The sequence below is a fragment of the Nocardiopsis codii genome, assembly GCF_036327455.1.
In the GTDB taxonomy this organism is placed as follows: domain Bacteria; phylum Actinomycetota; class Actinomycetes; order Streptosporangiales; family Streptosporangiaceae; genus Nocardiopsis; species Nocardiopsis codii.
In genome coordinates, this window is sequence record NZ_JAUZMY010000013.1 from 110445 (window position 1) to 132989 (window position 22545).

Sequence of the window (22545 nt, forward strand, 5' to 3'; positions counted from 1 at the left end):
CCCTGCGACGGCGTCCTCGACGCGGTTACCCGGGGACCCGGGGTCACCGGAGCCGTTGCGTTCCTGCCCGGGGAGGGCTGGCGCGATCCGCTGTAGGAGCGGAGCAAAACGGTTCCTGCGTACCCCGAAAAGCGTGTTTTGCTACTTTGTTGACGTTGGCTGTGCTTCCCGACAGTAAGCGGACCGCCGACCACGGGCAACCGATGACGAGGTCAGCCTAACGGCGTATAACGCAAGGAAGCGATGTGCGCACTCGGCGCGTCGCGTCTGGAATGTCCCCGCCGGGTGCCCGCGAGTCCGTCCGGGACCCCCTCCCGGACCCCCGCCGCTCCCCTCCGGACGTCGGATCGACTTTCGGTGCCACGCCTCTTCCTTTTCCTGGAACTGGGTACCGCTTCACCGAACGATGGCGAGATCCGGGGTTCCGACGTCGTAGACACGCCCCTCCTGCGGCGGGTGCTCGCGCAGGAGCACCCGCAGGATGGCGCTCTTGTCCGCGGTGGCCTCCGGAGTCCCCCACTCCACGAGTGAGCCGTTGCCGAGAGCGATGGTGATCGCCCCGGCGTCGGTGGCGTCGATGAGCTGGATCTGGGCGATCAGCGAGCCCGGTGCCGCCTCCACGATGTCGGCGGCGGCCCGGACCGCGTCGTTGCCCTCGATCTCCCCGGTGACGCGGACCACCGGGTGGGTGCCGGGACGGGTGCGCGAGTCCTCGATGCGCACGCCGTCGCCGTCCACGAGCCGGTACTCCTCCCCCACCCGGATGGCCAGCAGGGGCTGGCGTTCGACCACCTCGACCTCCAGGGTCGCGGGCCAGCCGCGCCGCACCGTGGCCTCCTCCACGAGGGAGAGGGACTCGGCGCGCTCGCGGCTCTGCTCGAGGTCGACCCGGACCAGGGGGGTGCCGGTGGCCACGTCCACGGCGGCCACCACGTCCTGCGACGGCACACGGTCCAGCCCGGTGACCGCGACGTCGCGGACCACGAGCAGGCGGGAGCCGAGCATCACCCAGGTGACCACACAGACCAGCGCGACCACCATCAGCGCCGCGAAGGCGAACTTCCACGGATCGGATCCGCCCCGTGGTGCGGCCTCGTCCGCCGCACCGCCCTGGTCCGCGCTCACCCGTGTCCTCTTCTTCTCTCCTGCGCCTACAGACTTCCCGTTGACTCGTCGGCGGCCTCGGCGATCGCGTCCACGATCAGCGGCCCCAGCTCGGTGACGTCGCCCGCGCCCATGGTGAGAACGATGTCCCCCGGCCGGACCAGCCCCGCCACCGTCCGCACGGACTCCTCGCGACCGGGCACGTACCGGGCCCGGTCGTGCGGAACGCGGGAGGTGATGAGTTCACCGGTGACCCCGGGCTCGGGGTCCTCCCTGGCCGCGTAGACCTCCATCACCACGGCCTCGTCCGCGAGGCCCAGCGCTGTGGCGAACTCCTCGGCGAAGATGCGGGTACGGCTGTACAGGTGCGGCTGGAACAGGGCGACCACCCTGCCACCGGACCTCGCCCGCCCGGTCTCCTCCGCGTCCTCGGCGAACGAGTCCAGCGCGGCGCGGGTGGCCCGCAGGTCCGCCTCGATCTCGGTCGGGTGGTGGGCGTAGCTGTCGTAGACGGCGACTCCCCCCGCCTCGCCCTTGGGCTCGAAGCGGCGCGCCGCTCCCGCGAAGTCCGCGATGCCCTCCACCGCGACCTCCAGGTCGTGGCCGAGCTCGTCCGCCACCGCGACGGCCGCCGCGGCGTTGAGCACGTTGTGCCGTCCCGGGACGGCGAGAGTGCCGTCGATGGGGTCCCCGCCGGCGGTGCGGATCGTGAACTCGGTGGTGAAGCCGCGGGCGCGCACCCGGGTGATCCGGTAGTCGGCGTCCTCGGCCTCGCCGTACGTCAGGACCTTCCTGCCGCGCTCGCGTGCCAGTTCGGCGACCCGCCGGGCGCCCGGGTCGTCGACCCCGACGATCAGGGTGCGGCCGACGCGGTCGACGAACGACGCGAAGTTGGCGTGGATCTCCTCGATACCGCTGTAGTTGTCGAGGTGGTCGGCCTCGACGTTGGTCACCACGGCGATCTTCGGGGAGAGCATGAGGAAGGAGCCGTCGCTCTCGTCGGCCTCCACCGCGATGACCTCGCCCAGGCCGGCGTCGGCGCCCAGGCCGGTGGTGACCAGCTTGCCGCCGATCACGTAGCCGGGGTCGACCCCCAGGTGCTGGAGCACCACGGTGACCATGGAGGTCGTGGTGGTCTTGCCGTGGGTGCCGGAGATCGCGATGCCCTCGCGGCCCAGCAGCAGCGCGCCCAGGGCCGCTGCCCTGGGCAGGACGCGCAGGCCGCGGCGGCGGGCCTCGACCAGTTCGGGGTTGTCCTCGCGGATCGCCGAGGAGACCACCAGGGTCTCGGCGGTGCCGAGGTTCCCGGCGGCGTGGCCCACGTGGACGTCCGCGCCCATCTGCTCCAGCTCGCGCAGGGTGTCGCTGTCGCGGGCGTCGCTGCCGGACACCTCCACCCCGGACTGGAGCAGGACGCGGGCGATGCCGGACATGCCCGCGCCGCCCAGGCCGATGAAGTGGGTGCGGCCGAGCTTGTCGACGGGGACCGGTTCGGTCGGACGGACCAGGCTCATCGGGCGTCCTTCCCGTCGTCGTAGTAAGCGTCCTCGGCGTCGTCGTCGGCCAGCGGCATCTCCGGGGTGGGCCGGTCGCCCCGGGCGATGGCCATCACCTCGCGGGCGAGTGCCATGTCGGCGTCGCGGCGGCCCATCCGGGCCGCGGCCTCGGACATGGCCACGACCCGGTCGGTGTCGGTGAGCAGCGGGATGAGCTGGTTGACGATCCACTCGACGGAGATCTCCGCGTTGTGAATCATCAGGCCGCCGCCCGCCTGGACGATCGGCTCGGCGTTGAGGGCCTGTTCGCCGTTGCCGATGGCCAGCGGCACGAAGGCGCCGGGCAGGCCCACGGCGGTCAGCTCGGCGCAGGTCATCGCGCCGGAGCGGCACATCGCCACGTCGGCGGCGGCGTAGGCCATGTCCATGCGGTCCACGTAGGGGACAGCCACGTAGGGCACGCCCGCCTGGGTCAGGTCCTGGGGCTCGTCGGCGTTCTTGGGGCCGACGACGTGCAGAACCTGGACGCCCCGGTCGCGGAAGGCGTCCCGGGCGGCGAAGGCGGTCTCGTTGAGGCGCTGGGCGCCCTGGGAGCCGCCGAAGATCAGCAGGGTGGGAAGGTCCGGGCGCAGGCCGAAGTAGGTGCGCGCCTTGTCGCCCATGGCCAGCCGGTCGAGGGTCGTGATCTGCTGCCGCAGGGGGATGCCGATGAAGCGGCCGTTGCGGATCTGGGTATGGGGGTGTCCGGTGAACACGTGCGGGGTCATGCGCGCGCCCAGCCGGTTGGCCAGCCCCGGGAGGGGGTTGGCCTCGTGCACGACGATGGGGATCTTGCGCCTGCGCGCGGCCAGGTAGCCGGGAGTGGCCACGTAACCGCCGAAGCCGACGATGACGTCCGCCTGCAACCTGTCCAGGTGCTCGCCCGCCGCGCTCAGCGCGCCCGCGAGCTTGCCCGGGACGCTGAGGAGCTGCGGGGTGAGCCTGCGAGGCAGGGGGACCGCCGGGATCAGCCCCAGTTCGTAGCCGCGCATGGGTACCAGCCGGGTCTCCAGACCCCGCTCGGTTCCCAGGCAGATGATCTCCGCGCCCGGGTCGATGCGTCGAAGCGCGTCCGCCAGGGAGAGCGCGGGCTCGATATGCCCGGCCGTGCCGCCTCCGGCTAGGGCTACCCTCATCGTTGCCGATTCCTCCTTGGCCGGTTCCCCGCCGGGACCGGTCCGTTCCTGTGCTTGGCCGTTGTCCTGCCGCCACGGGGGCCCGGAGTACGCGGGACCCGACCTGTGGTGGCGCGCTTGGAGGTCGCTCCGCCCCGGTTGTTCATCGAGGCCACGAAGTTCTCCAGGCCCAGCCAGCTTAGAGCCCTTTGTACCTGACTGGGACCCCGGGCCTCCAGGGCCCGGGCGGCCTGGGGCTCGGCCTTGGCCAGTGCGAGGAGGACGCCGAGGGCCACCATGGTGGTGATCAGCGACGAACCTCCGTAGGAGACCAGGGGAAGGGGGACGCCGGTGACGGGGAGCAGCCCGATGACCGCGCCCACGTTGATCATGACCTGCCCCATGAGCCAGGTGACGATCGCGAAGGCCGCCAGTCGCGGGAACGGCTCCTTGACACGGGTGGCGACCCGCAGGCCCGCGTAGCCGAGCACGCCGAACAGGGCGAGTACGAGAAGGGTCCCGATCAGGCCGAACTCCTCCCCGATGATCGCGAAGACGAAGTCGGACTCGGCGAAGGGCAGGAACCCCCACTTCTCCCGGCTGGCGCCGATGCCGACGCCGAAGATCCCGCCGGTGCCGAGCGCGTACAGCCCGTGCAGCGACTGGTTGCCCGATCCCAGGGGGTCGGCTCCGGGGTCGAGGAAGGAGGTGACGCGCGCCATCCGGTAGGGCTCGATGGCGATGACGATCACGGCCAGCGCCAGGACGAGGCCGAACATGGTCACGAAGAGCCTGCCCGGCGCCCCCACCACCCACAGCAGCCCCAGGAAGGTAATGAGGAACACGAGGGCGGTGGACAGGTTGGATCCGAGCAGGACCAGGAGCACCAGGAGTCCGCAACCGGGCAGCAGCGGGATGAGGAGGTGCCGCCACTCGGAGAGCTCGCGCAGCTCGTCCTTGCGGGCGAGGATGTTGGCTCCCCACAGGGCGAAGGAGAGCTTGGCGGGCTCGGAGGGCTGGACGACCAGGCCGCCGATGTCCAGCCAGCGGGTGGCGCCGTTGACCTCCACGCCCTGGAAGACGGTGAGCAGCAGCAGGGCCACCGACAGGATCATGGTGGGGTAGCCGACCAGGCGGAACAGCGCCTGGGGCATGTGCGAGGCCAGGATCATCAGCGGCAGGCCCACGGCGGCCGAGACGAGCTGCTTCTGGAAGAGGGAGAAGGAGGAGCCGGTCTCGGTGATGGACTTGACCATCGTGGAGGACAGCACCATGACCAGGCCGAGGGCGATCAGGAGGACCGCGGTGCCCAGGATCAGGTAGTAGGAGGTGAGGGGCCGGTCGAGGGACCTCGCCCACTCACGCCACAGGGCGCGTCCGCGCCCTCCGACCTCCGACCTCCCCTTGGCCCGGGCCAGCCCTGGAACCGCTGTCGTCGCCGCCATCCACACCCTCCGCACGATTCGCGCCTCAATACTGGCCTACGGGCGGGTAGGGAACCGTGGACATTTCCCGCGTGTTGGCCATCTTTGGCCTCCGGACGGGTGGCGGGGAGCACAACGGAGGCCGCCCGCGCGGATATCGTCACGCACGGGCGGCCTCCGACTACTCAGAGCAGGCGGTTGACGGCTTCCGCGAAGAGGCGGCCCCGCTCGGGATAGTTGGTGAACATGTCCATGGAGGCGGCGGCCGGAGCCAGCAGCACCGTGTCGCCCTTCTCCGCCATGGCGGCGGCCGCGGCGACCACCGCGTCCATGACCGTGTGGCCCGCGGGCGCGTCGGCGGGCGGCCCCTCGACCTCGACCACGGGCACGGCGGGGGCGTGCTCGGCCAGGGCCTCGCGCAGCCGGGCGCGGTCCGCACCGATCAGCACGGCGCCCCGCAGGCGGCCCGCCGCCGTCGCGACCAGGTCGTCGACCGCGGCGCCCTTGAGCAGCCCGCCGGCGATCCACACCACCGAGGGGTAGGCCCCCAGGGACGCGGCCGCCGCGTGCGGGTTGGTCGCCTTGGAGTCGTCGACGTAGTCGACGCCGCCGGCGGAGGCAACGAAGGCGATGCGGTGGGGTTCCGGCTCGAACGCGGCCAGCCCGGCCCGCACCGACGCGGGGGCGACGCCGACGGAGCGCGCGAGCGCCGCCGCAGCCAGGGCGTTGGCGACGTTGTGCGGGGCGGCGGGGCGCACGTCGGCGAGGGTGGCGAGCTCCTCGGCGCTGCTGTGCGGTTCGGCGCCGAGGGCACGGTCGACGAGGAGGTCCTCGACCACTCCGAGCTCCCCCGCCCTCGGGGTGTCGAGACGGAATCCGACGAGCGGCGCGTACGGGTCGCCGTCCTCCTCCGCCAGGCGGACCGACCATGCGTCCGCCGTGTTGACGACGCGGATCGTGCCGGGCGCGAACACCCTTCCCTTGGCCCGGGCGTAGGGGTCGAGCCCGCCGTGCCAGTCCAGGTGGTCGGGGGCGACGTTGAGGACGGCGGCGGCGTGCGGGCGCACGCTGCTGGACCAGTGCAGCTGGAAGCTGGACAGCTCCACGGCGAGGACGTCGTACACGTGGCCGTCGGCGTCGGGCAGGACCGCGTCGACGATCGGCGTGCCGACGTTGCCGACAGCGAGGGCGTCACGGCCGTCCGCGCGGAGCATGGCCTCCAGCATCCGCACGGTGGTGGTCTTGCCGTTGGTCCCGGTGATGGCGAGCCACACCTGGTCGGCGGGCTTGAGCCGCCAGGCGAGTTCGACGTCGCCGATGACCTCGATCCCGGCCTCGGCGGCCCGGACCAGCAGCGGGGAGTCGGGGCGCCAGCCGGGCGAGGTGACGACCAGGTCGCAGCCCTCGGGCAGCGGTGTGTCGCCGAGGACCACCTCGGCTCCGGCGTCGGTGAGTGCGGCGGCGACCGGTCGGACGGTGTCGTCGTCGCGGCCGTCCACGACGACCACGCGGGCCCCGCGGGCCAGGAGTGCCCTGGCGACCGGGGGCCCGGACACTCCCAGACCGGCGACGCAGACCAGCCGGCCCTCCAGGTCGACCCCGCGCGGCGCGGGGTCGGCGGCGGCGCTGTGCTGTGTGTCGGAAGAGTCGTGCGGCATGCCTTCTACCTTGGCATCCATTCGAGATAGAAGAGCCCGATGGCGATGGCCACGAACAGGCCCTGGATGATCCAGAAGCGGATCACGATGGTGGGTTCGGCCCACCCCTTGAGCTCGAAGTGGTGCTGGAGCGGCGCCATGCGGAACACGCGTTTGCCGGTGAGGCGGAACGACGTGATCTGGATCATCACCGACATGGTGATGATGACGAAGAGGCCGCCGATGAGCAGCAGCAGGAGCTGCGTGCGGGTGGTGATGGCCAGGCCCACGATGAGGCCGCCCAGCGCCAGGGAGCCGGTGTCGCCCATGAAGATCTTGGCGGGCGGGGCGTTGAACCACAGGAAGCCGATGCACGCGCCGAGCGCGGCGGCGGCCACCACGGCCAGGTCCAGCGGGTCGCGGACCGTGTAGCAGCTGTCCGACAGGTAGGACACGCACGACTGGCGCAGCTGCCAGTTGCCGATGATGACGTAGGCGACCAGGGACAGGATGGTCGCGCCGGTGGCGAGGCCGTCGAGGCCGTCGGTCAGGTTCACCGCGTTGGAGAAGCCGACGATGAGGAACAGCGCCCACAGGATGAACAGGCCCAGCATGAGCGGGGGGCCGAAGTCGCGCAGGAAGGACAGGCTGGGGGCCGCGGGGGTGTAGCCGTACCCGTTGGGGAACTGCGTGACCCCGTAGGCGAAGCCGATGCCGATGACGGCCTGGCCGACCATCTTCGCGCCGCTGCGCAGTCCCAGGCTGCGGCGCTTGTAGATCTTGATGAAGTCGTCCAGGAAGCCGACGCAGCCCATCCCGACGAACAGGAACATCACGAGCAGGCCGGACGCCGTCGGCCCGGTCGACGAGGGCTGCACCAGCCACAGCACCAGGTGGGAGCCGAAGTAGCCCACCACCGCGCCGAGGATGACGACGATGCCGCCCATGGTGGGCGTGCCCTGCTTGGTCTTGTGGCCCTCGGGGCCGTCGTCGCGGACCTCCTGGCCGAACTTGAACCGGTACAGGAGCTTGATCAGCGGCGGCATCAACGCCATGGAGACGATGAGCGACAGGGCCGCCGCGATGGAGATGCCGATCACTGGACATCACCCTTGGTGATGAGGTCGATAACCCTTTCGAGCGCTGCCACCCGCGATCCCTTCACAATGACGACGTCTCCTGTGCGCATGCGTTCGCGCAGCGCCGCCGCGGCCGCCTCCGCGTCCGCGACCCGGATGCACTCACCGCGCCACTCCCCCTGCCGGGCAGCGCGTTCGGCGCCGACGGCGATGCCCTCGGCCGCCTCTCCGACCACGATCAGGTGGGACACGCCCGTGCGGGCGGCCACCTCACCGATCTGCTCGTGTTCGGCGCCGCCGTCGTCCCCCAGCTCCGCCATGTGGGCGAGGACCGCGATGGACCGGCGGTTGCGGGCGAGCGCTTCCAGCGTGGTCAGCGCGGCCCGCATGGACTCGGGGTTCGCGTTGTAGGCGTCGTTGACGAGTGTGGCACCGTCGTGCTCGGTGACCTCCATCCGCCACCGGCTGACCGGGGTCGCGGCGCCGAGCGCGGCGGCGACCGCGTCGATGCCCATACCGAGTTCGTCGGCGACGGCGGCTGCGGCCAGGGCGTTGTGCACCTGGTGCGCGCCGACGAGCGCCAACCTCACCGGGGCGGTGCGCCCGCCCAGGTGGAGCGTGAAGGAGGGGGCGCCGGAGTCCCGGAGGACCACGTCGGTGGCGCGCACCTGCGCGTCCTCGCCCTCTCCGTAGGTGACGACCCTGGCCCGGGTGCGCGAGGCCATCGCGTTCACCCGGGGGTCGTCGGCGTTGAGGATCGCGACCCCGCCGGAGCCGCGGCCCTCGGAGCCGGGCGGCAACGCCTCGACCAGCTCGCCCTTGGCCTTGGCGATGGTGTCGCGGTCGCCGAACTCGCCCATGTGGGCGCTGCCGACGTTGAGGACCACGCCGATCCGGGGCGGGGCCACCTCGCACAGGTGGGCGATGTGCCCGACGCCGCGCGCGGAGACCTCCAGGACCAGGTTGCGGGTGCCCGTGTCGGCACGGAGCACGGTGAGCGGGTGGCCGATCTCGTTGTTGAACGAGCCGGCCGGGGCGACGGTCGGGCCCAGTCCTCCGACGACCTGCGCGATGAGGTCCTTGGTGGTGGTCTTGCCGGAGGAACCGGTGACCGCGACGACCTCTGCCGCGTCCGCTCCGCGTCGGACGTCGCTGAGTTCTCCCGCCACGTGCCGTGCGAGTCGGGCCAGGGCCGCGACGACCCCGTCGTCGCCCCCCTCGGCCAGCAGGTGCGGCGCGGAGACGGGGCGGGAGGCCAGGACGGCCACCGCCCCGGCCGCGACCGCCGACTCGGCGAAGTCGTGTCCGTCGACGCGCTCCCCGTCCAGGGCGACGAAGAGCGCGCCTGGCGCTGCCTGCCGCGAGTCGATGACTACGGGACCGTCGACGACGGCGTCGGGGCGCGCTGATCCGCCGATGGCGGTTTGGGTGATCTCAGCGATCCGATCGAGCGTGAGCGCGATCAAATCCACTCCTCATGTCAGGCCCGGCCCACGGCACCACAGGGGCTCTTGGCCACCGGCCGGAGTCAGGTCAGGGGATAGCACCGCGGATGCCGTGCGCGCGGTGCCGCGCCGGCTCACCGGGGCCGCGTCGGCGGTCTACGCCATGGGCGCCACCGTGGGCGGTCGGGCTGCGATTGCCGGACCTACCTTAGAACACATTGCGGTGTCCGGGGTCCCGCCGGGCCCTGTGTGGAGCAATATGGTCCACTTCGTGACCGGTATCGCGGCCTCGGCCATCGATCCGCGTGCCCTGGGCCGTGGGAACGCACGAGGGGCGCGGACATGGTCCGCGCCCCGTGTCCCAGACGGATGCCGCCCGGGAGTGTTGTGGGGTCATCCCTCGTCAGGCACCCTGTGGATGTCCTGGAGGGCCACGCCCAGCCGTTCGCGGGAGCTCACCGCGAGGTGGTCCCCGATGGCCCGGCGCAGCACCGCGCGGTCGTCGAAGGGCAGTACCTCGCCCTTGACGTACTGACCTGTCTCGTGGCCCTTTCCAGCGACGACGATCACGTCGCCCGACCGGATGCGGTCCACCGCGAGGCGGATGGCCTCGGCCCGGTCGAGTTCGACGGTCACGCGTGCGCGATGCTCCTCGGGGACCTTGGACACCCCTTCGAGCATCGCCGCGGCGATGGAGACGGGATCCTCGGTGCGGGGGTTGTCGTTGGTGATGACCAACTGGTCCGCCAGGCGCGCGGCGGCCTCTCCCATGAGGGGCCGCTTGGCCCGGTCGCGGTCGCCCCCGCAGCCGACCACCATGGTCACGTCACCGTCGGTGGTGGCGCGCAGCGCGGTGAGGACGGCCTCGATGGCGCCGGGTTTGTGGGAGTAGTCCACGAGCGCGGTGAAGTCCTGGAAGGCTCGCGGCACGTCGTCGACGACCACGGGCTCCATACGGCCGGGAACCCCTGGCGCGGCGGCCACGCCCGCGATCGCGATCTCCAGCGGCAGGCCCGCCTCGACCAGGCCGACGATGGCGGCCATCGCGTTGGAGACGTTGAACGGTCCGGGCAGGCCGACGGAGGCGTCCGCCTCCATGCCGCCGGGGCCGACGATGCGGAACGTGCTTCCGGTGGCCCCCAGTGCCACGTCCACGGCCCGCCAGTCGGCCGCCATGGCCGTGGCCGGGTCCGCGTCGGTGTAGCCGTCCACGGCGAAGGTGGTGACGGGGATCGTCCCGTCGGCCTCCACCATGTCCACGAGGGCGCGGCCGAACCGGTCGTCGGCGTTGATGACCGCGATGTCGCAGTACTCGGGGGTGAACAGGCGCGCCTTCGTGTCGAAGTAGTCGCGCAGGTCCGAGTGGAAGTCCAGGTGGTCCTGGGACAGGTTCGTGAAGATCGCCACGTCGTAGCGGGTACCGCCGACCCTGCCCAGGGCGAGGGCGTGGCTGGAGACCTCCATGGCGGCGGCGGTGACGCCCTCCTCGCGCATGAGCGCGAACAGGCCGTGCAGGTCCGTGGCCTCGGGGGTCGTGAGGGACGACACGACCCGCTCGTCCCGGACGCGCATCTCCACGGTGCCGACGAGGCCGGTGGTCATCCCGGCCCGGCGCAGACCGGACTCGACCAGGTACGTGACGGTGGTCTTGCCGCTCGTACCCGTGGTGCCGATCAGCAGCAGGTCCTGCGCGGGTTCCTTGAAGACCCAGGAGGCCGCCGTGCCGAGCGCGGCGCGCGCGTCGGGAACGACGACCACGGGCAGGCCCGCGGCGGAGGCGCGCTCCGCCCCGGCGGGGTCGGTGAGGATGGCGGCGGCTCCCGCCGCCGCCACCTGCGCGGAGAAGTCCGCGCCGTGGGCACGGGTTCCGGGCAGGGCCGCGTACAGGTCTCCGGGACCCGCCTTGCGTGAGTCGTGGGTGATGCCGCGTACGTGCACCTCCCTGCCGGGCACCTCGGCCGTGTGGTCCGCGCCGAGGTCCGGGCGCAGGAGGGTGGCGTCCGGCCCGAGCAGCGCTGCGAGGGCGGACAGGGGACGAAGTGGCGTGTGTTCAGGTCGCATTACCGGTGGCACGTGTGGAGGTTAACCGGTGAGGACGACCGGTCGGTAATTTCCACGCGGCGTTCGCCGGGGATTCCCGGACGGGGGCCGAGGCGGGGCGCGCGGGACCTCCCCCGCTCCGGTGACCGTCCGGTGCCCCCGGCGGCCCCCGGAGGGGGCCGGAGCACAACGACGGGACCGGCGGCCGGAGCGGGCCGCCGGGCCCCGCGGGGGCTCCGGTGCCGGGGAGGGGCCCCGGTCCGCGGGCACCGGGAGGCCGCCGCCGGACAGCCCCCGCGCCGGTTCCCGGCCGCGCCCGGACAGGGTGCGGGGCGACGGCGGCCGGTTCCGTGCCTACCCTGGTGGGAACTCGGCGAGGGAGGTCGGCGTGGTCCGGACGGAGCCCGGGGCGACGAGCGGACGCCCGCTCGTCCTCGACGGAGGGCTGGCGACCCGCCTGGAGTCCTACGGCCGGGACCTGGGCGGCGGGCTGTGGTCGGCGAGGCTGCTGGCCGACGAGCCCGACCTGGTCCGCCGGGTGCACCGGGACTACTTCGAGGCGGGCGCCGACGTGGCGACCGCTGCCGGGTACCAGGCGAGCGTCCCCGGACTGACCGCCCGGGGCTTCACCCGGCGCGAGGCAGTCGGGCTGCTCGTCCGCTCCGTGGAGCTGGCGCGGTCCGAGCGGGACGCGTTCGGGTCCGGCCTGGTCGCCGCGGGGGTGGGCCCCTACGGGGCCGCCCTGGCGGACGGCTCCGAGTACACGGGCGACTACGACCTGGACGAGGACGGGCTGTACGCCTGGCACCGCGAGCGGTGGCACGTGCTCGCCGGCGCGGGGGCCGACCTCATGGCCTGCGAGACGGTCCCCTCCCTGGCCGAGGCGCGGGCCCTGGCCCGGCTGCTCGACGAGGTCCCCGGTCCGAGCGCCTGGATCAGCTTCTCCTGCCGCGACGGGGAGCGACTCAACGACGGCACCCCGCTGCACCGCGCCGCCGCCGAACTCGCACCGCTGCACGCCGCCGGGAGGCTCGTCGCCGTGGGCGTCAACTGCACCGCGCCCCGCCACGTCCCCTCACTGGTGCGGGCGGTGGCCGAGGCGGGCCTTCCCGCGGTCGCCTACCCCAACTCCGGCGAGAGCTGGGACGCGGCCCGCGGGCGTTGGACGGGCGTCGGCGATCCCGGCGGGTTCGGTGCGGCCGCGGTGTCCTGGTGCGAGGCGGGAGCTGTGCTCGTGGGCGGGTGCTGCCGCACCGGCCCCGAGCACGTCCGCTCCGTGCGCGCCTGCCTGGACGCCCGCCCGGAGGCGTCCCGCTAACCCGCGTCCTCCTCCTCGAACAGCCGGATGGCGGGCGGGTCGGTGTCCGTCGGCGGGACCTTCAGCGACTTCAGCGCGAAGGACATGATGTCGTTGAACACCGGTCCGGCAGCCTCTCCGCCGTAGTAGGTGCCCTGCGGGTTGTGCAGGACCACCTGCACGACGATCTCCGGGTCGTCCGCTGGCGCGAAGCCCGAGAAGGTCGCCGTGTAGCCGCCGTCCTCGTAGCTGCCCGTCTCCGGGTTGATGCGGTTGGCGGTACCCGTCTTGCCCGCGACCCGGTACCCGTCGATACGGGCCTGCGGGGCGGTGCCCTCGTCGCTGGTGACCGCCTCCAGCATGAGCGCGAGCTGTTCGGCCGTCTCCTCGCTCAGCACCCGGCGCTGCTCGGGTTCCTCGGCGGGGGTGAACTCCCCGTCCGTGTCCACCGTCCCGGCGACCACCGTCGGGGCCACCCGCACGCCGCCGTTGGCGACGGTGGAGTACACCGAGGCCATCTGCGCGGCGTTCACCGACAGGCCGTGCCCGATGGACACCGACGGCAGCTGGGTCCCCCACCAGTCGTCGGGGTCCGTCAGCACGCCGGCCTCCTCACCGGGCAGGTTCAGCCCGGTCGGCTGGCCGAGCCCGAAGTCCTCGATGTAGGAGTGCAGGACCCCGGCCTGCACCTGGTCGGCGATCTTGATCGTGCCGACGTTGCTGGACTGGGCCATGATGCCGTTGACCGTGAGGCGCTGCGTGCCCTCGTTGCTGGAGTTGCGGAAGGTCTGGTCGTAGTACTGGAGGGCGTACGGCACGGTGTACACCGTGTCCGGGGTGGTGAGCCCCTCCTCCAGCGCCGCTCCGACCGTGATGACCTTGTTGGTGCTGCCGGGCTCGAAGGTCTCCGCGACAGCGCCGTTGGACCACTGCTCGGGTCCGGTCGAGTCGATGTCGGCCTGGGAGTACGTCGGGAAGTCGGCCATCGCGAGGATCTCCCCGGTGCCGACGCGCTCCACGACGACGCTGCCCGCGACGGCGTCGAGCTCCTCCACCCTGCTCGCGAGGGTCTGCGCGGCGTACCACTGGATGTCCTGGTCCAGGGTCAGCCGTACGTCCTGGCCGGGCACGGGCTCGCGGACCAGGCCTCCGGCCATGGGGATCTGGGTGCCGTCGACGCCGACCTCGACCTGCCGCTTGCCGGACTCGCCCGCCAGGGTGCTGTCGAGGTAGCCCTCCAGGCCCTCCAGGCCGTGGCCCTCCGAGCCCACGAACCCGACCAGGTCGGCGGCCCCGGTCTCCTCCGGGTAGACGCGGTCGTAGGCGACCTCCGAGCCCACGCCGGACAGGCCCAGGTCCCGCAGTTCCGCCCAGTCGCGCGGCAGGATCTTCGTGGCCACCACCTGGTAGCGGCTGGGTGTGGCGTCGACCTTCGCGGCGACCTCGTCCTCGTCCAGGTCGAAGCGCGTGACGAGCTCGTCGATGAGCTGGTCGCGTTCGTCCTCCTCGACCTCCTCGGGGTCGACGAAGACGGTGCGCACCTCCACCGACAGCGCGAACGGGTTGCCCCCGGCGTCGGTGATCTCGCCGCGCAGGGTGGGGATGTCGATGGTCTGCAGGCGGGTCTGGGAGGCCGCCTCGGCGTACTGCTCCGCCTCCAGCCCCTGGATCTGCACCAGGCGCCCGGCGAAGAGCACCATGATGACGACGATCAGCACACCGCCGAACTTGATCCGGCTGTGCGGCTCCCCCCGCCGGAAGGTGCGGCGCAGCAGGGGCGGGGGCGGAGGCGGCGCCGACCGGCGGCGCGCGGCGCCCCGGTCCCCGTCGCGCCCTCCGCGCGCGGACCGCCCCTCGGCCCGTGCCGAGGAACGGGCGCGGGCGCCGCCCTCGGGGCGGCGCGGTTCGCGCTGGGGGCGCTTGCTGGGCCGGGCCCCGGAGCGGCTCGCCGCTCCGGGCCTGCGGGGGTCACGGGGGCGTCGGTCCCTCGGTGTGCTCACTCACCGCTCCCGGCGCTCCCGGTGATCTCACCGTTCTCGAGGTCGAGGAAGCGCGTGGCCTCGCCCTGCTCCATGCCCATGGACTCGGCCTCGCCGGCGATCCGCTGGGAGGTCTCCAGGTGGGCGACGTTGTTGCGGCGCTGCTGCTCCTCGTACGACAGCTCCCGGTTCTCCGCCTGGAGGCTGGTGATGGCGAACGCCTCCTGGGCGACGACGCTGCGCAGCACCAGAAGGCTGACCAGCGCCCCACCGAGCAGGCACAGGACGAGGAGCACGAAGGGGATGCGCGGCGCGCGCCCCTGGCCGCCCGAGGCCGCCCGCCCGCGTGCCGTCCCGGACTTCCCGGCGGTGGCGCGCTTGGGCGAGGAGGGGGCGGCGCCCCCTCCTCCCTCGGCCCCGGCCCGGCGGGCCGATGCTCGACGCGTGTCCGTCCTCGTGCTCATCTGCTCTCCCTACTGCCGCGGCGGCCGTACCCGTTCGGCCGCCCGGAGGCGGGCCGACTGGGCGCGCGGGTTGCGTTCGTTCTCTTCGTCCGTGGGGAGCTCGGCCCCCCGGGTGAGGAGCCGGAGTTCGGGCTGCCGGTCGGGGAGGGGGACGGGCAGGTCCGCGGGCGTGGTGTCGGTGGCCAGGGAGGCGAGCGCCCTCTTGGTCATCCGGTCCTCCAGCGAGTGGTAGGACAGGACGGCGATGCGCCCGCCGACGCCCAGCCGGGAGATCGCGGCGGGCAGGGTGCGCTCCAGGATGGAGAGCTCGGCGTTGACCTCGATGCGCAGCCCCTGGAAGGCGCGTTTGGCCGGGTGTCCGCCGGTGCGGCGGGTCGCCGCGGGGATCGCCTCGCGGACCAGTTCGGCGAGTTCGCGCGTGGAGTCGATCGGCCCCTGCGCGCGCCGCCGTTCGATGGCCCTGGCGACGCGGGACGCGAAGCGCTCCTCGCCGTAGGCCCGCAGGACCCGGGTGAGCTCGCCGACCGGGTAGGTGTTGACGACCTCGGCCGCGGTCAGGGACTGCGTCCGGTCCATGCGCATGTCCAGCGGCGCGTCGTGGGCGTAGGCGAAGCCGCGGTCGGTCTCGTCCAGCTGGGGCGAGGACACGCCCAGGTCGAGCAGGACGGCGTCCGCCTCGGTGACCCCCGCCTCGTCCAGCGCGTGCGGGATGTCCGAGTAGACGGCGTGCACGAAGTGGGTGCGGTCGGCGTAGGGGGCGAGGCGGGCGGCGCTGCGCTCAAGCGCGGTGGTGTCGCGGTCGACCCCGACCAGGCGCATCGTGGGGCAGGCCCTGAGCAGGGCCTCGGAGTGGCCTCCCAGTCCCAGGGTGCCGTCCACGAGCACCGCGCCGGGCGCGGTGAGCGCGGGAGCGAGGAGTTCGACGATCCGGTCGAGCATGACCGGGACGTGCAGCGGGCCCTCCCGACGCCGTCCACCGTCCTCGGACGGCGCCTCCGGCGCGGCCCCCGCCGCGCTCTCACCGCTGCCGGCGTCGCGCTCCGGACCGCCGCGGGCGGTGTCGCCGATGTCCTCGTGCTCAGTGGCCGAGCCGTCCCCCTCGGGGCGCTCGTTCTGCCGGGTGTCCCCCATGCGGTGCTGATCCTCCACGCTTCGCCGTCTCCCCCTGGTCGCCGCGGTAGCGCCACGATGGTGCGCTCCGCGGTGTCCTTCGCGTGGCCCGGCCGGGGTCCGGCAGGGCCATCCGGACACGGCCGCTATTGTCCACCGTTCGGCGGACTCGCGTACACGACCTGGCACCGGGGAAGTCGCGCCAGCTCGTGTGCGCCGTGTCCGGAGGCCGTTGCCGACCCCGGGTCTGCAAGGGTGTGGAACTGTCGTGCCGCTCGTTCCGGCGGTGGCTCCACCGGCTTCACAGCACCCCGGGCAGCACCTCCTCCGAGAGCTGCGCGAAGGCCTGTTCCTGCTCGGCCTCGTACTCGGACCACGCGTCGGCGTCCCAGATCTCCAGGCGGGTGTTGGCGCCGATGACGACGCACTCGCGTTCGAGACCCGCGTACTCGCGCAACTTCGACGGGATGGTCACCCTGCCCTGCCTGTCGCAGGTCTCGTCGGAGGCACTGGCGAAGAGGACTCGGCTGTAGTCGCGGACCGACTTGGCCGTGACCGGGGTGCTGGCGAGCGCGTCGGTGATGCGCTGGAACTCCTCCGCCGGGAAGACGTAGAGGCAGCGCTCCTGGCCCTTGGTGACCACCAGACCCCCCGACAGCTCGTCGCGGTACTTCGCGGGAAGGAACAGCCGTCCCTTCTCGTCGAGGCGAGGCGTGTGGGTGCCGAGGAACACACTCCCACCCCCTCACTCCGAAGTGGAGAATTCACCCTCTCCACGCTGCTCCACCTTACTCCACTCTTCCCCACCGTCAACAGCTCCAATCGGGATTCACACCCTGAAGAATCGACAAATGCGCAGGTCAGGAGGGTGGAGCGCGAGAGGCCCGCGCGGGCGCCCCCGGGTGTCGTCCGGCACTCCCTCCCCACATACCCCCCGACCTGCGCAAACGACCCCTCCTCGCGCGCGGTCGCGCGTGGGGCGAGCAGGGTGCGCCCTATGGGGAACCCCCATGCTCGAAGGAGCGATTCGGGCCCTTTGACCTCTTTGGTTGTCCGTGGAATCAATCGTCCGCCGATTCCGGCACTTTGGTTTGCAATCGCTCCGATTGGGCCTAGCCTCGGTTCCGAACACCGACACACGAAGCCATACGGAGCGGGAGGGGTCTCGTGTCACTCGGCACACACCACGGCGGTCGCGGGGGCGGCGTCCAGGAGGACGTCAGCGGGATCGTCGCCGTGGCGGACCGCGTCCGCGGCGCGATCGAGACGGTCATCGAGGGCAAGCCGGAGGTGCTGCGCATCGCTCTGACGGTCCTGCTCGCCGAGGGCCACCTGCTCATCGAGGACGTTCCAGGTGTCGGCAAGACCATGCTGGCCAAGGCCCTGGGGCGGGCGGTGGACTGCTCCGTGCAGCGCGTCCAGTTCACCCCGGACCTGCTGCCCAGCGACATCACCGGCGTCAGCGTCTACCACCAGGACCGCCGCGAGTTCGAGTTCAACCCGGGTCCGGTCTTCGCCAACATCGTGCTGGGCGACGAGATCAACCGGGCCTCGCCCAAGACCCAGGCCGCCCTCCTGGAGTGCATGGCCGAGCGCCAGGTCAGCGTCGACGGGCAGACCCGCGCCCTGGAGCGGCCGTTCATGGTCGTGGCCACGCAGAACCCCTCGGACATGGAGGGCACCTACGCCCTCCCCGAGGCCCAGCGCGACCGGTTCATGGCGCGGGTGTCCGTCGGCTACCCGGCCCCGCAGGCCGAACTCGACATGATCGACTCGCACAGCTCCCGCTCCCCCCTGGACACCCTCGCCCCGGTCACCGACGCCGAGCAGATCCGCGACCTCACCGACCGCGTGCGCGCGGTCCACGTCGCCCCCGGCATGCGCCGCTACGTCGTCGATCTCGTCAACTCCACCCGGACCAGTCCGGACCTGCGCCTGGGCGCCTCGCCGCGCGCGACCCTGCACCTGGTGAGGGCGGCACGCGCCTACGCCGCCCTGGACGGACGGCACTACGTCGTCCCCGACGACGTGCAGGCCCTTGCGGTACCGGTGCTCGCGCACCGGCTGCTGCCCGCACCGGAGGCCCAGATGGAGCGCCTCTCCCCCGAGCAGATCGTCGCCAAGCTGGTCGCGCGCCTGCCCGTGCCCGGACCGCAGTAGCCGCGGCCAGCCGGGGGCCGCGGCGCCCCGCTCCTCCCGTTCCCCCGCCCGTCCTCCCCGCCCCGCCGGGTCCGGGCCGCCTCCGAGAGAGGGTCCATGCGCCCGCCCGTCGTCCGCCATCCGGCGCCTTCCGCGCACACCCCGCCACCCGCCGAGCCGCCGGTCTCCGACCACCCCCGGACGCCGCCAGCACAGGAGCGCCCCCGGCGGTCCCTCACCCCGCGCGGCGCGTTCATGCTCGGCTTCGGCGTGATCGCCCTCGTGGCCGGATTCGTCGTCGGGCAGCGCGAACTCGTGGGCGTGGGCGTGCTCCTCACCGTGGTGCCCCCGCTCTCCGCCCTGACGGTCCTGGGAGCCGCCTCCCGGATCGCGCACAGCCGGACCGTGGCGCCCACCCGCGTCGCCACCGGCCACGACGCCCGGGTCCTGGTCCGGGTCGGCAACGCCTCCCGCGCCTGGCCGGTCGCCTCGGTGTCCGTCGAGGACACCCTCCCGGTACCCCTGGGCGCCGAGCCCCGGTACACCGTGGGCTACCTCGGGCCGCGCTCCGTCCGCGACGTCTCCTACCTCGTGCGGCCCGCCACGCGCGGCAACTACCCGGTGGGCCCGCTGCGCGTGGCGGTGACCGACCCCCTGGGGTGCGTGCGCGTCGTCCGCCGGGTCGGCGCCCCGACCCACCTGCTCGTGACCCCCGTGACCGTGCCCCTGGCGGCGCTGGGCTCCGCCGACGGTTCCCAGGGCGAGGAGTCGCCCCGGCGCTCGCTGACCGGCGCCGGCGAACAGGACCCGGTGCCGCGCGAGTACCAGTACGGCGACGAGCTGCGCAGGGTCCACTGGCGCTCCACCGCCAAGCACGGTGAGCTGATGGTGCGCCGGGACGAACAGCACTGGCGGGAGAACAGCACGATCCTGCTGGACACCCGGCGGTCCGCCCATGGGACGGAGGGGCCCGCGGGGTCCCTGGAGACGGCGGTCAGCGTGGCCGCGTCCGTGGCGCTGAACCTGCTCGACGGGGGCCACGGCCTGCGCTTCCACACCGAGCGCGGCCGGGTTCCGACCATGAGCGCGGCCGGCGTCCTGGACGGTCTGGCCGTCGCCGAACCCTCCGACACCCCCGGGCTGCTCGGCGGCATCAGCCTGCTCGGCACCTCCCGCGGCACGTCCAGCCTCGTCGTGGCGGTCCTGGGCGCGCTGGCCCCCGAGGAGGCCGCCGCCCTGGCCCGCACCGGCGGCAGCGGGGCGCGGGTGGCCGTACTGTGCGCCCACGCCGCCTGGACCGGCCACGACGCCGTGGCCGGGGTCCGCGACATCCTGGCGTCCGCCGGATGGCGCGTCCTCGTCCTCTCCTCCCTCGCGGAGCTGCCGCGGCTGTGGAGCCTCGCGGCCGCACCCTCCGGAACGAACGCCTCCGCGCGGGCCGCCGCGCCCCGCACCCCCGGAAAGGGCCCGCGTTGAGAGCACTGATGCCCCTGGCGTCCCTGGTCTGCCTGCTGGCGGCACTGCCGCTGCTGGACACGGTCGTGCGCGGTGGGACCTGGTGGGTCCCCGCCGCCGTCCTGACGGCGGCGGTCGCCGGGATCTCCGCCCTGTACCGCCTGAGCGGGTGGAACACCCTCCCCGTGCCGTTCCTCCAGCTGTTCGCGGTCGTGTTCCTCAGCACCCCCCTCTTCGCCCCCCAGGACGCCTTCCTCGGCCTCCTGCCCTCCGGGGACTCGGTGGAGCACCTGGTGCGGGCGTTCGGGGAGGGCATCGCCACCATCGACGGGAACCCGCCGCCGGTGGCGGCCTCCGGCGGGGTGACGATGATCATCGCGCTGGTGTTCGCGGTGTTCGCGATGGCCTCGGACTTCCTCGCGGTGACCGCGCGCTGCCCCGGCATGATCGGCGGCCTCCTGTTGGCGCTGGTGGCCGTCCCGCTGGTGGTGGACGACGGCGGCGTGGGAGCGGTGGCCGCGGTCTCCTGCGCCGTCGGCTTCCTGCTCCTGCTCGCGGTGGACGTGTGGGTGCGCGGTCACGAGTGGGGCATGCGCGTCCCCGACGGCCCCGACTCCTCGGCACGCCTGGTGAGCGGGGTGCGCCGGGTGGTGACGGTGTCGGTGGCCTCGGCCGCCGCCGTCCTGCTGGCCGTGACGGTGCCGCTGGCGGTTCCGTCGCTGCGCAGCGACGTGTTCTACGCGATGGCCGACGGGGCCTACATCGGTGTCGGCGGGGACGTCATCACCACCACGCACCCGCTGGTCTCGCTCCGCCGGGAACTGGGGGCCTCCTCCGACCGGACGGTGCTGACCTACCGCACCGACGCCGAGCAGCCCGACTACCTGCGCACGTACGTGCTGGACGAGTTCGACGGCGAGAACTGGACGATGTCCCCGGTCAGCGCGTCGGGCGACACCCTGGTCAGCGGGGAGCTCCCGCTGCCCACGGGCTGGGACCGCGAACCCTCCGCCGACCCCGTGACGACGCGGATCTCGCTGGACTCGGACACACCGAGGATGGACTTCCTGCCGCTGCCGTACTGGGCGCGCGCGGTGGACGCCCCCGGGGAGTGGTACGCCGACCCCGACAGCCTCATGGTGTTCACCACGGACAGCCCGCCCACCGGGCTGAACTTCTCCGTGGAGACGGTGGACCGGACCCCCTCGGGGGACGAGCTGGCCGCCTCCGGGACGCCCCTCTCGCTCCCCGGCGACCACCGGAGCCTTCCGGGCGGCCTCGACCCGGCGGTGCAGGCGCTGACGGACGGCCTCGTCGCGGGCGCGGAGTCGCCGTACGAGCGGGCCGTGGCGCTCCAGGAGTACTTCACCGGAGGCCTGTTCACCTACGACCTGTCCCCGCCGGGGGTGCCCGAGGGCTCCGACCCGCTCACCCACTTCCTCCTGGAGGACCGGGTGGGCTACTGCGAGCAGTTCGCCGGGGCCATGGCGGTCATGGCCCGCCAGGCCGACATCCCCTCCCGGGTCGCCGTGGGCTACACGGCCGGCGAGCTCCAGGGCGACGGCCGGTGGTCGGTGTCGGTGGGCGACGCGCACGCGTGGCCGGAACTGTACTTCGAGGGTGCGGGCTGGGTGCGGTTCGAGCCGACCCCCGCGGCGGAGGGCGGCACGGGTCAGGGCTCCGCCACGGTGCCCGACTACGCGTCCGGCGGGAGCACCGGGGAGCGGTCCCCGGAGGAGCCCAGGGACCCGGCCACCGAGAGCCCCGAGGCCCCGGAACCGACCGGGGACCGCGAGGAGCCCAGCGAGTCCCCGGAGGCGAGCGGGTCCCCCGAGGACGAGGACTCCGGGACCGCCTCGGCTGCCGGCGGCGGGTCCGCGGCCGGCCCGGACCTCTCGTGGCTCCCCGCCGCGGGCGGCACGGTGGGCGCGCTGCTGCTGCTGGCGCTGCCCGCGCTGGTGCGGGCCCTGGTGCGCTGGTCCCGGACGGCCTCACTCCGGGGAGGAGACCCGGCGGCGGACGCGCACACCGCGTGGCGGGAGCTGCGGGACACCTGTCTGGACCTGGGCGGCGCCTGGGTGCTGGCCGAGAGCCCGCGTGCCACGGCCGAGCGCCTGGCCCGCTTCTCGACGGAGACCGGCCGCTCCGGTGACGGACCGCCTCCCGTGTCCGCGGCGGCCGTCGCGGCGCTGTGGCGGCTCGCGCTGGCCGAGGAGTCCGCACGCTATGCACCCGCGCCCACCGGCCCCGCCGACCTGCGCGAGGACCTGGGGACGGCCTGCGCCGGCCTGGCCGCGGCGACCGGTGCGGGGACCCGGATCCGAGCGATTCTGCTGCCGCGGTCCCTGGCCCCCTGGCGCCGGCCGCGTCCGGCACCGGACCTCGCCACCGCGACGCCGTAGGACACCGCCGGGCCGTCCCGGACCCGCGTCGCGGGGCGGGCACGGCCCGGGTTTCGGCCAGCCTCGAAGGCGCTTAACAAGCCTGGACCTAAGCGAAGTCTGAACTATTCCACGACGGGCGGTTCGTGCTCGCCGCCCGCGCCCCCACGACAACGTGGTGGGGTGCCGCGAAAAACTGGGGGGCCCCCCCACGGGGCGGGGGGCGGCCACCACCGGCGGCACCCCACCACGTGTCGGTGCGCGTCCGATCCGGGGACCGGACACGAACCGGCGTCATGAGAGGCGCGACCACGCGCCCGACGGCCGCACGGGGCGGCCGC

16 protein-coding genes are annotated in these 22545 nt (G+C 73.2%); 4 read left to right on the top strand and 12 right to left on the bottom strand.

Annotation, left to right across the window (positions count from 1 at the left end; translation table 11 throughout):
- Positions 1-396: 396 nt before the first annotated feature.
- The 8 genes from Q8791_RS15005 to Q8791_RS15040 all read right to left on the bottom strand — a co-directional run bounded on the left by Q8791_RS15005 (position 397) and on the right by Q8791_RS15040 (position 11400).
- Positions 397-1125, bottom strand: a complete 729-nt coding sequence (locus Q8791_RS15005) for a cell division protein FtsQ/DivIB (protein ID WP_330092312.1) — start codon at positions 1123-1125, stop codon at positions 397-399.
- 26 nt (positions 1126-1151) lie between these two features.
- Positions 1152-2618, bottom strand: a complete 1467-nt coding sequence (gene murC / locus Q8791_RS15010; protein ID WP_330092313.1) for a UDP-N-acetylmuramate--L-alanine ligase — start codon at positions 2616-2618, stop codon at positions 1152-1154.
- Positions 2615-3775 carry an undecaprenyldiphospho-muramoylpentapeptide beta-N-acetylglucosaminyltransferase gene (gene murG / locus Q8791_RS15015; protein ID WP_330092314.1) on the bottom strand — a complete coding sequence of 387 codons (1161 nt, stop codon included), beginning with the start codon at positions 3773-3775 and terminating at the stop codon, positions 2615-2617. Before murG ends, murC begins: the two co-directional genes overlap by 4 nt.
- Complete coding sequence (gene ftsW, locus Q8791_RS15020) at positions 3772-5199, bottom strand: putative lipid II flippase FtsW (RefSeq protein WP_330092315.1); 1428 nt, start codon at positions 5197-5199, stop codon at positions 3772-3774. Before ftsW ends, murG begins: the two co-directional genes overlap by 4 nt.
- A gap of 164 nt (positions 5200-5363) precedes the next feature.
- Entirely contained in the window at positions 5364-6836 is a 1473-nt protein-coding gene (gene murD / locus Q8791_RS15025; protein ID WP_330092316.1) for a UDP-N-acetylmuramoyl-L-alanine--D-glutamate ligase, read from the bottom strand.
- A 5-nt stretch (positions 6837-6841) separates the two neighbouring features.
- Positions 6842-7915: a phospho-N-acetylmuramoyl-pentapeptide-transferase gene (gene mraY, locus Q8791_RS15030; protein ID WP_267945821.1), complete on the bottom strand. Its 1074-nt coding sequence runs from the start codon at positions 7913-7915 to the stop codon at positions 6842-6844.
- Complete coding sequence (locus Q8791_RS15035) at positions 7912-9360, bottom strand: UDP-N-acetylmuramoyl-tripeptide--D-alanyl-D-alanine ligase (RefSeq protein ID WP_330092317.1); 1449 nt, start codon at positions 9358-9360, stop codon at positions 7912-7914. Before Q8791_RS15035 ends, mraY begins: the two co-directional genes overlap by 4 nt.
- A 372-nt stretch (positions 9361-9732) precedes the next feature.
- Positions 9733-11400, bottom strand: a complete 1668-nt coding sequence (locus Q8791_RS15040; RefSeq protein ID WP_330092318.1) for a UDP-N-acetylmuramoyl-L-alanyl-D-glutamate--2,6-diaminopimelate ligase — start codon at positions 11398-11400, stop codon at positions 9733-9735.
- 367 nt (positions 11401-11767) lie between these two features.
- Here Q8791_RS15040 and mmuM point away from each other — a divergent pair, with 367 nt between their 5' ends.
- Positions 11768-12697 carry a homocysteine S-methyltransferase gene (gene mmuM / locus Q8791_RS15045; protein ID WP_330092319.1) on the top strand — a complete coding sequence of 310 codons (930 nt, stop codon included), beginning with the start codon at positions 11768-11770 and terminating at the stop codon, positions 12695-12697.
- Here the strand turns inward: mmuM and Q8791_RS15050 are convergent.
- From Q8791_RS15050 to mraZ, 4 genes are all read right to left on the bottom strand, one after another.
- Positions 12694-14676: a peptidoglycan D,D-transpeptidase FtsI family protein gene (locus Q8791_RS15050; RefSeq protein ID WP_330092320.1), complete on the bottom strand. Its 1983-nt coding sequence runs from the start codon at positions 14674-14676 to the stop codon at positions 12694-12696. The two genes, mmuM and Q8791_RS15050, sit on opposite strands and share 4 nt — an antisense overlap.
- On the bottom strand, positions 14673-15119 hold the full coding sequence (locus Q8791_RS15055; RefSeq protein WP_330092321.1) for a hypothetical protein: 447 nt from the start codon (positions 15117-15119) through the stop codon (positions 14673-14675). Before Q8791_RS15055 ends, Q8791_RS15050 begins: the two co-directional genes overlap by 4 nt.
- A gap of 9 nt (positions 15120-15128) precedes the next feature.
- Positions 15129-16250, bottom strand: coding sequence for a 16S rRNA (cytosine(1402)-N(4))-methyltransferase RsmH (gene rsmH / locus Q8791_RS15060; protein WP_330092378.1), 1122 nt, complete (start codon positions 16248-16250; stop codon positions 15129-15131).
- 280 nt (positions 16251-16530) lie between these two features.
- Positions 16531-16962: a division/cell wall cluster transcriptional repressor MraZ gene (mraZ, locus tag Q8791_RS15065; RefSeq protein ID WP_330092322.1), complete on the bottom strand. Its 432-nt coding sequence runs from the start codon at positions 16960-16962 to the stop codon at positions 16531-16533.
- Between the two features lie 434 nt (positions 16963-17396).
- Here mraZ and Q8791_RS15070 point away from each other — a divergent pair, with 434 nt between their 5' ends.
- The 3 genes from Q8791_RS15070 (at position 17397) to Q8791_RS15080 (ending at position 22225) form a co-directional block, all read left to right on the top strand.
- Positions 17397-18389 (top strand): AAA family ATPase, encoded by a 993-nt coding sequence (locus Q8791_RS15070; RefSeq protein ID WP_330092323.1) that lies wholly within the window; start codon positions 17397-17399, stop codon positions 18387-18389.
- Between the two features lie 234 nt (positions 18390-18623).
- Complete coding sequence (locus Q8791_RS15075; RefSeq protein WP_330092379.1) at positions 18624-19844, top strand: DUF58 domain-containing protein; 1221 nt, start codon at positions 18624-18626, stop codon at positions 19842-19844.
- An 8-nt stretch (positions 19845-19852) separates the two neighbouring features.
- Positions 19853-22225, top strand: coding sequence for a transglutaminase family protein (locus Q8791_RS15080; RefSeq protein WP_330092380.1), 2373 nt, complete (start codon positions 19853-19855; stop codon positions 22223-22225).
- Positions 22226-22545: the final 320 nt, after the last annotated feature.

Coding starts and splice junctions, on each gene's coding strand:
- Q8791_RS15055 (WP_330092321.1), bottom strand. CDS start 15,119: ATGAGCACGAGGACGGACACGCGTCGAGCATCGGCCCGCCGGGCCGGG.
- Q8791_RS15075 (WP_330092379.1), top strand. CDS start 18,624: ATGCTCGGCTTCGGCGTGATCGCCCTCGTGGCCGGATTCGTCGTCGGG.
- Q8791_RS15080 (WP_330092380.1), top strand. CDS start 19,853: ATGCCCCTGGCGTCCCTGGTCTGCCTGCTGGCGGCACTGCCGCTGCTG.
- ftsW (WP_330092315.1), bottom strand. CDS start 5,199: ATGGCGGCGACGACAGCGGTTCCAGGGCTGGCCCGGGCCAAGGGGAGG.
- rsmH (WP_330092378.1), bottom strand. CDS start 16,250: ATGGGGGACACCCGGCAGAACGAGCGCCCCGAGGGGGACGGCTCGGCC.
- Q8791_RS15040 (WP_330092318.1), bottom strand. CDS start 11,400: ATGCGACCTGAACACACGCCACTTCGTCCCCTGTCCGCCCTCGCAGCG.
- murD (WP_330092316.1), bottom strand. CDS start 6,836: ATGCCGCACGACTCTTCCGACACACAGCACAGCGCCGCCGCCGACCCC.
- murC (WP_330092313.1), bottom strand. CDS start 2,618: ATGAGCCTGGTCCGTCCGACCGAACCGGTCCCCGTCGACAAGCTCGGC.
- murG (WP_330092314.1), bottom strand. CDS start 3,775: ATGAGGGTAGCCCTAGCCGGAGGCGGCACGGCCGGGCATATCGAGCCC.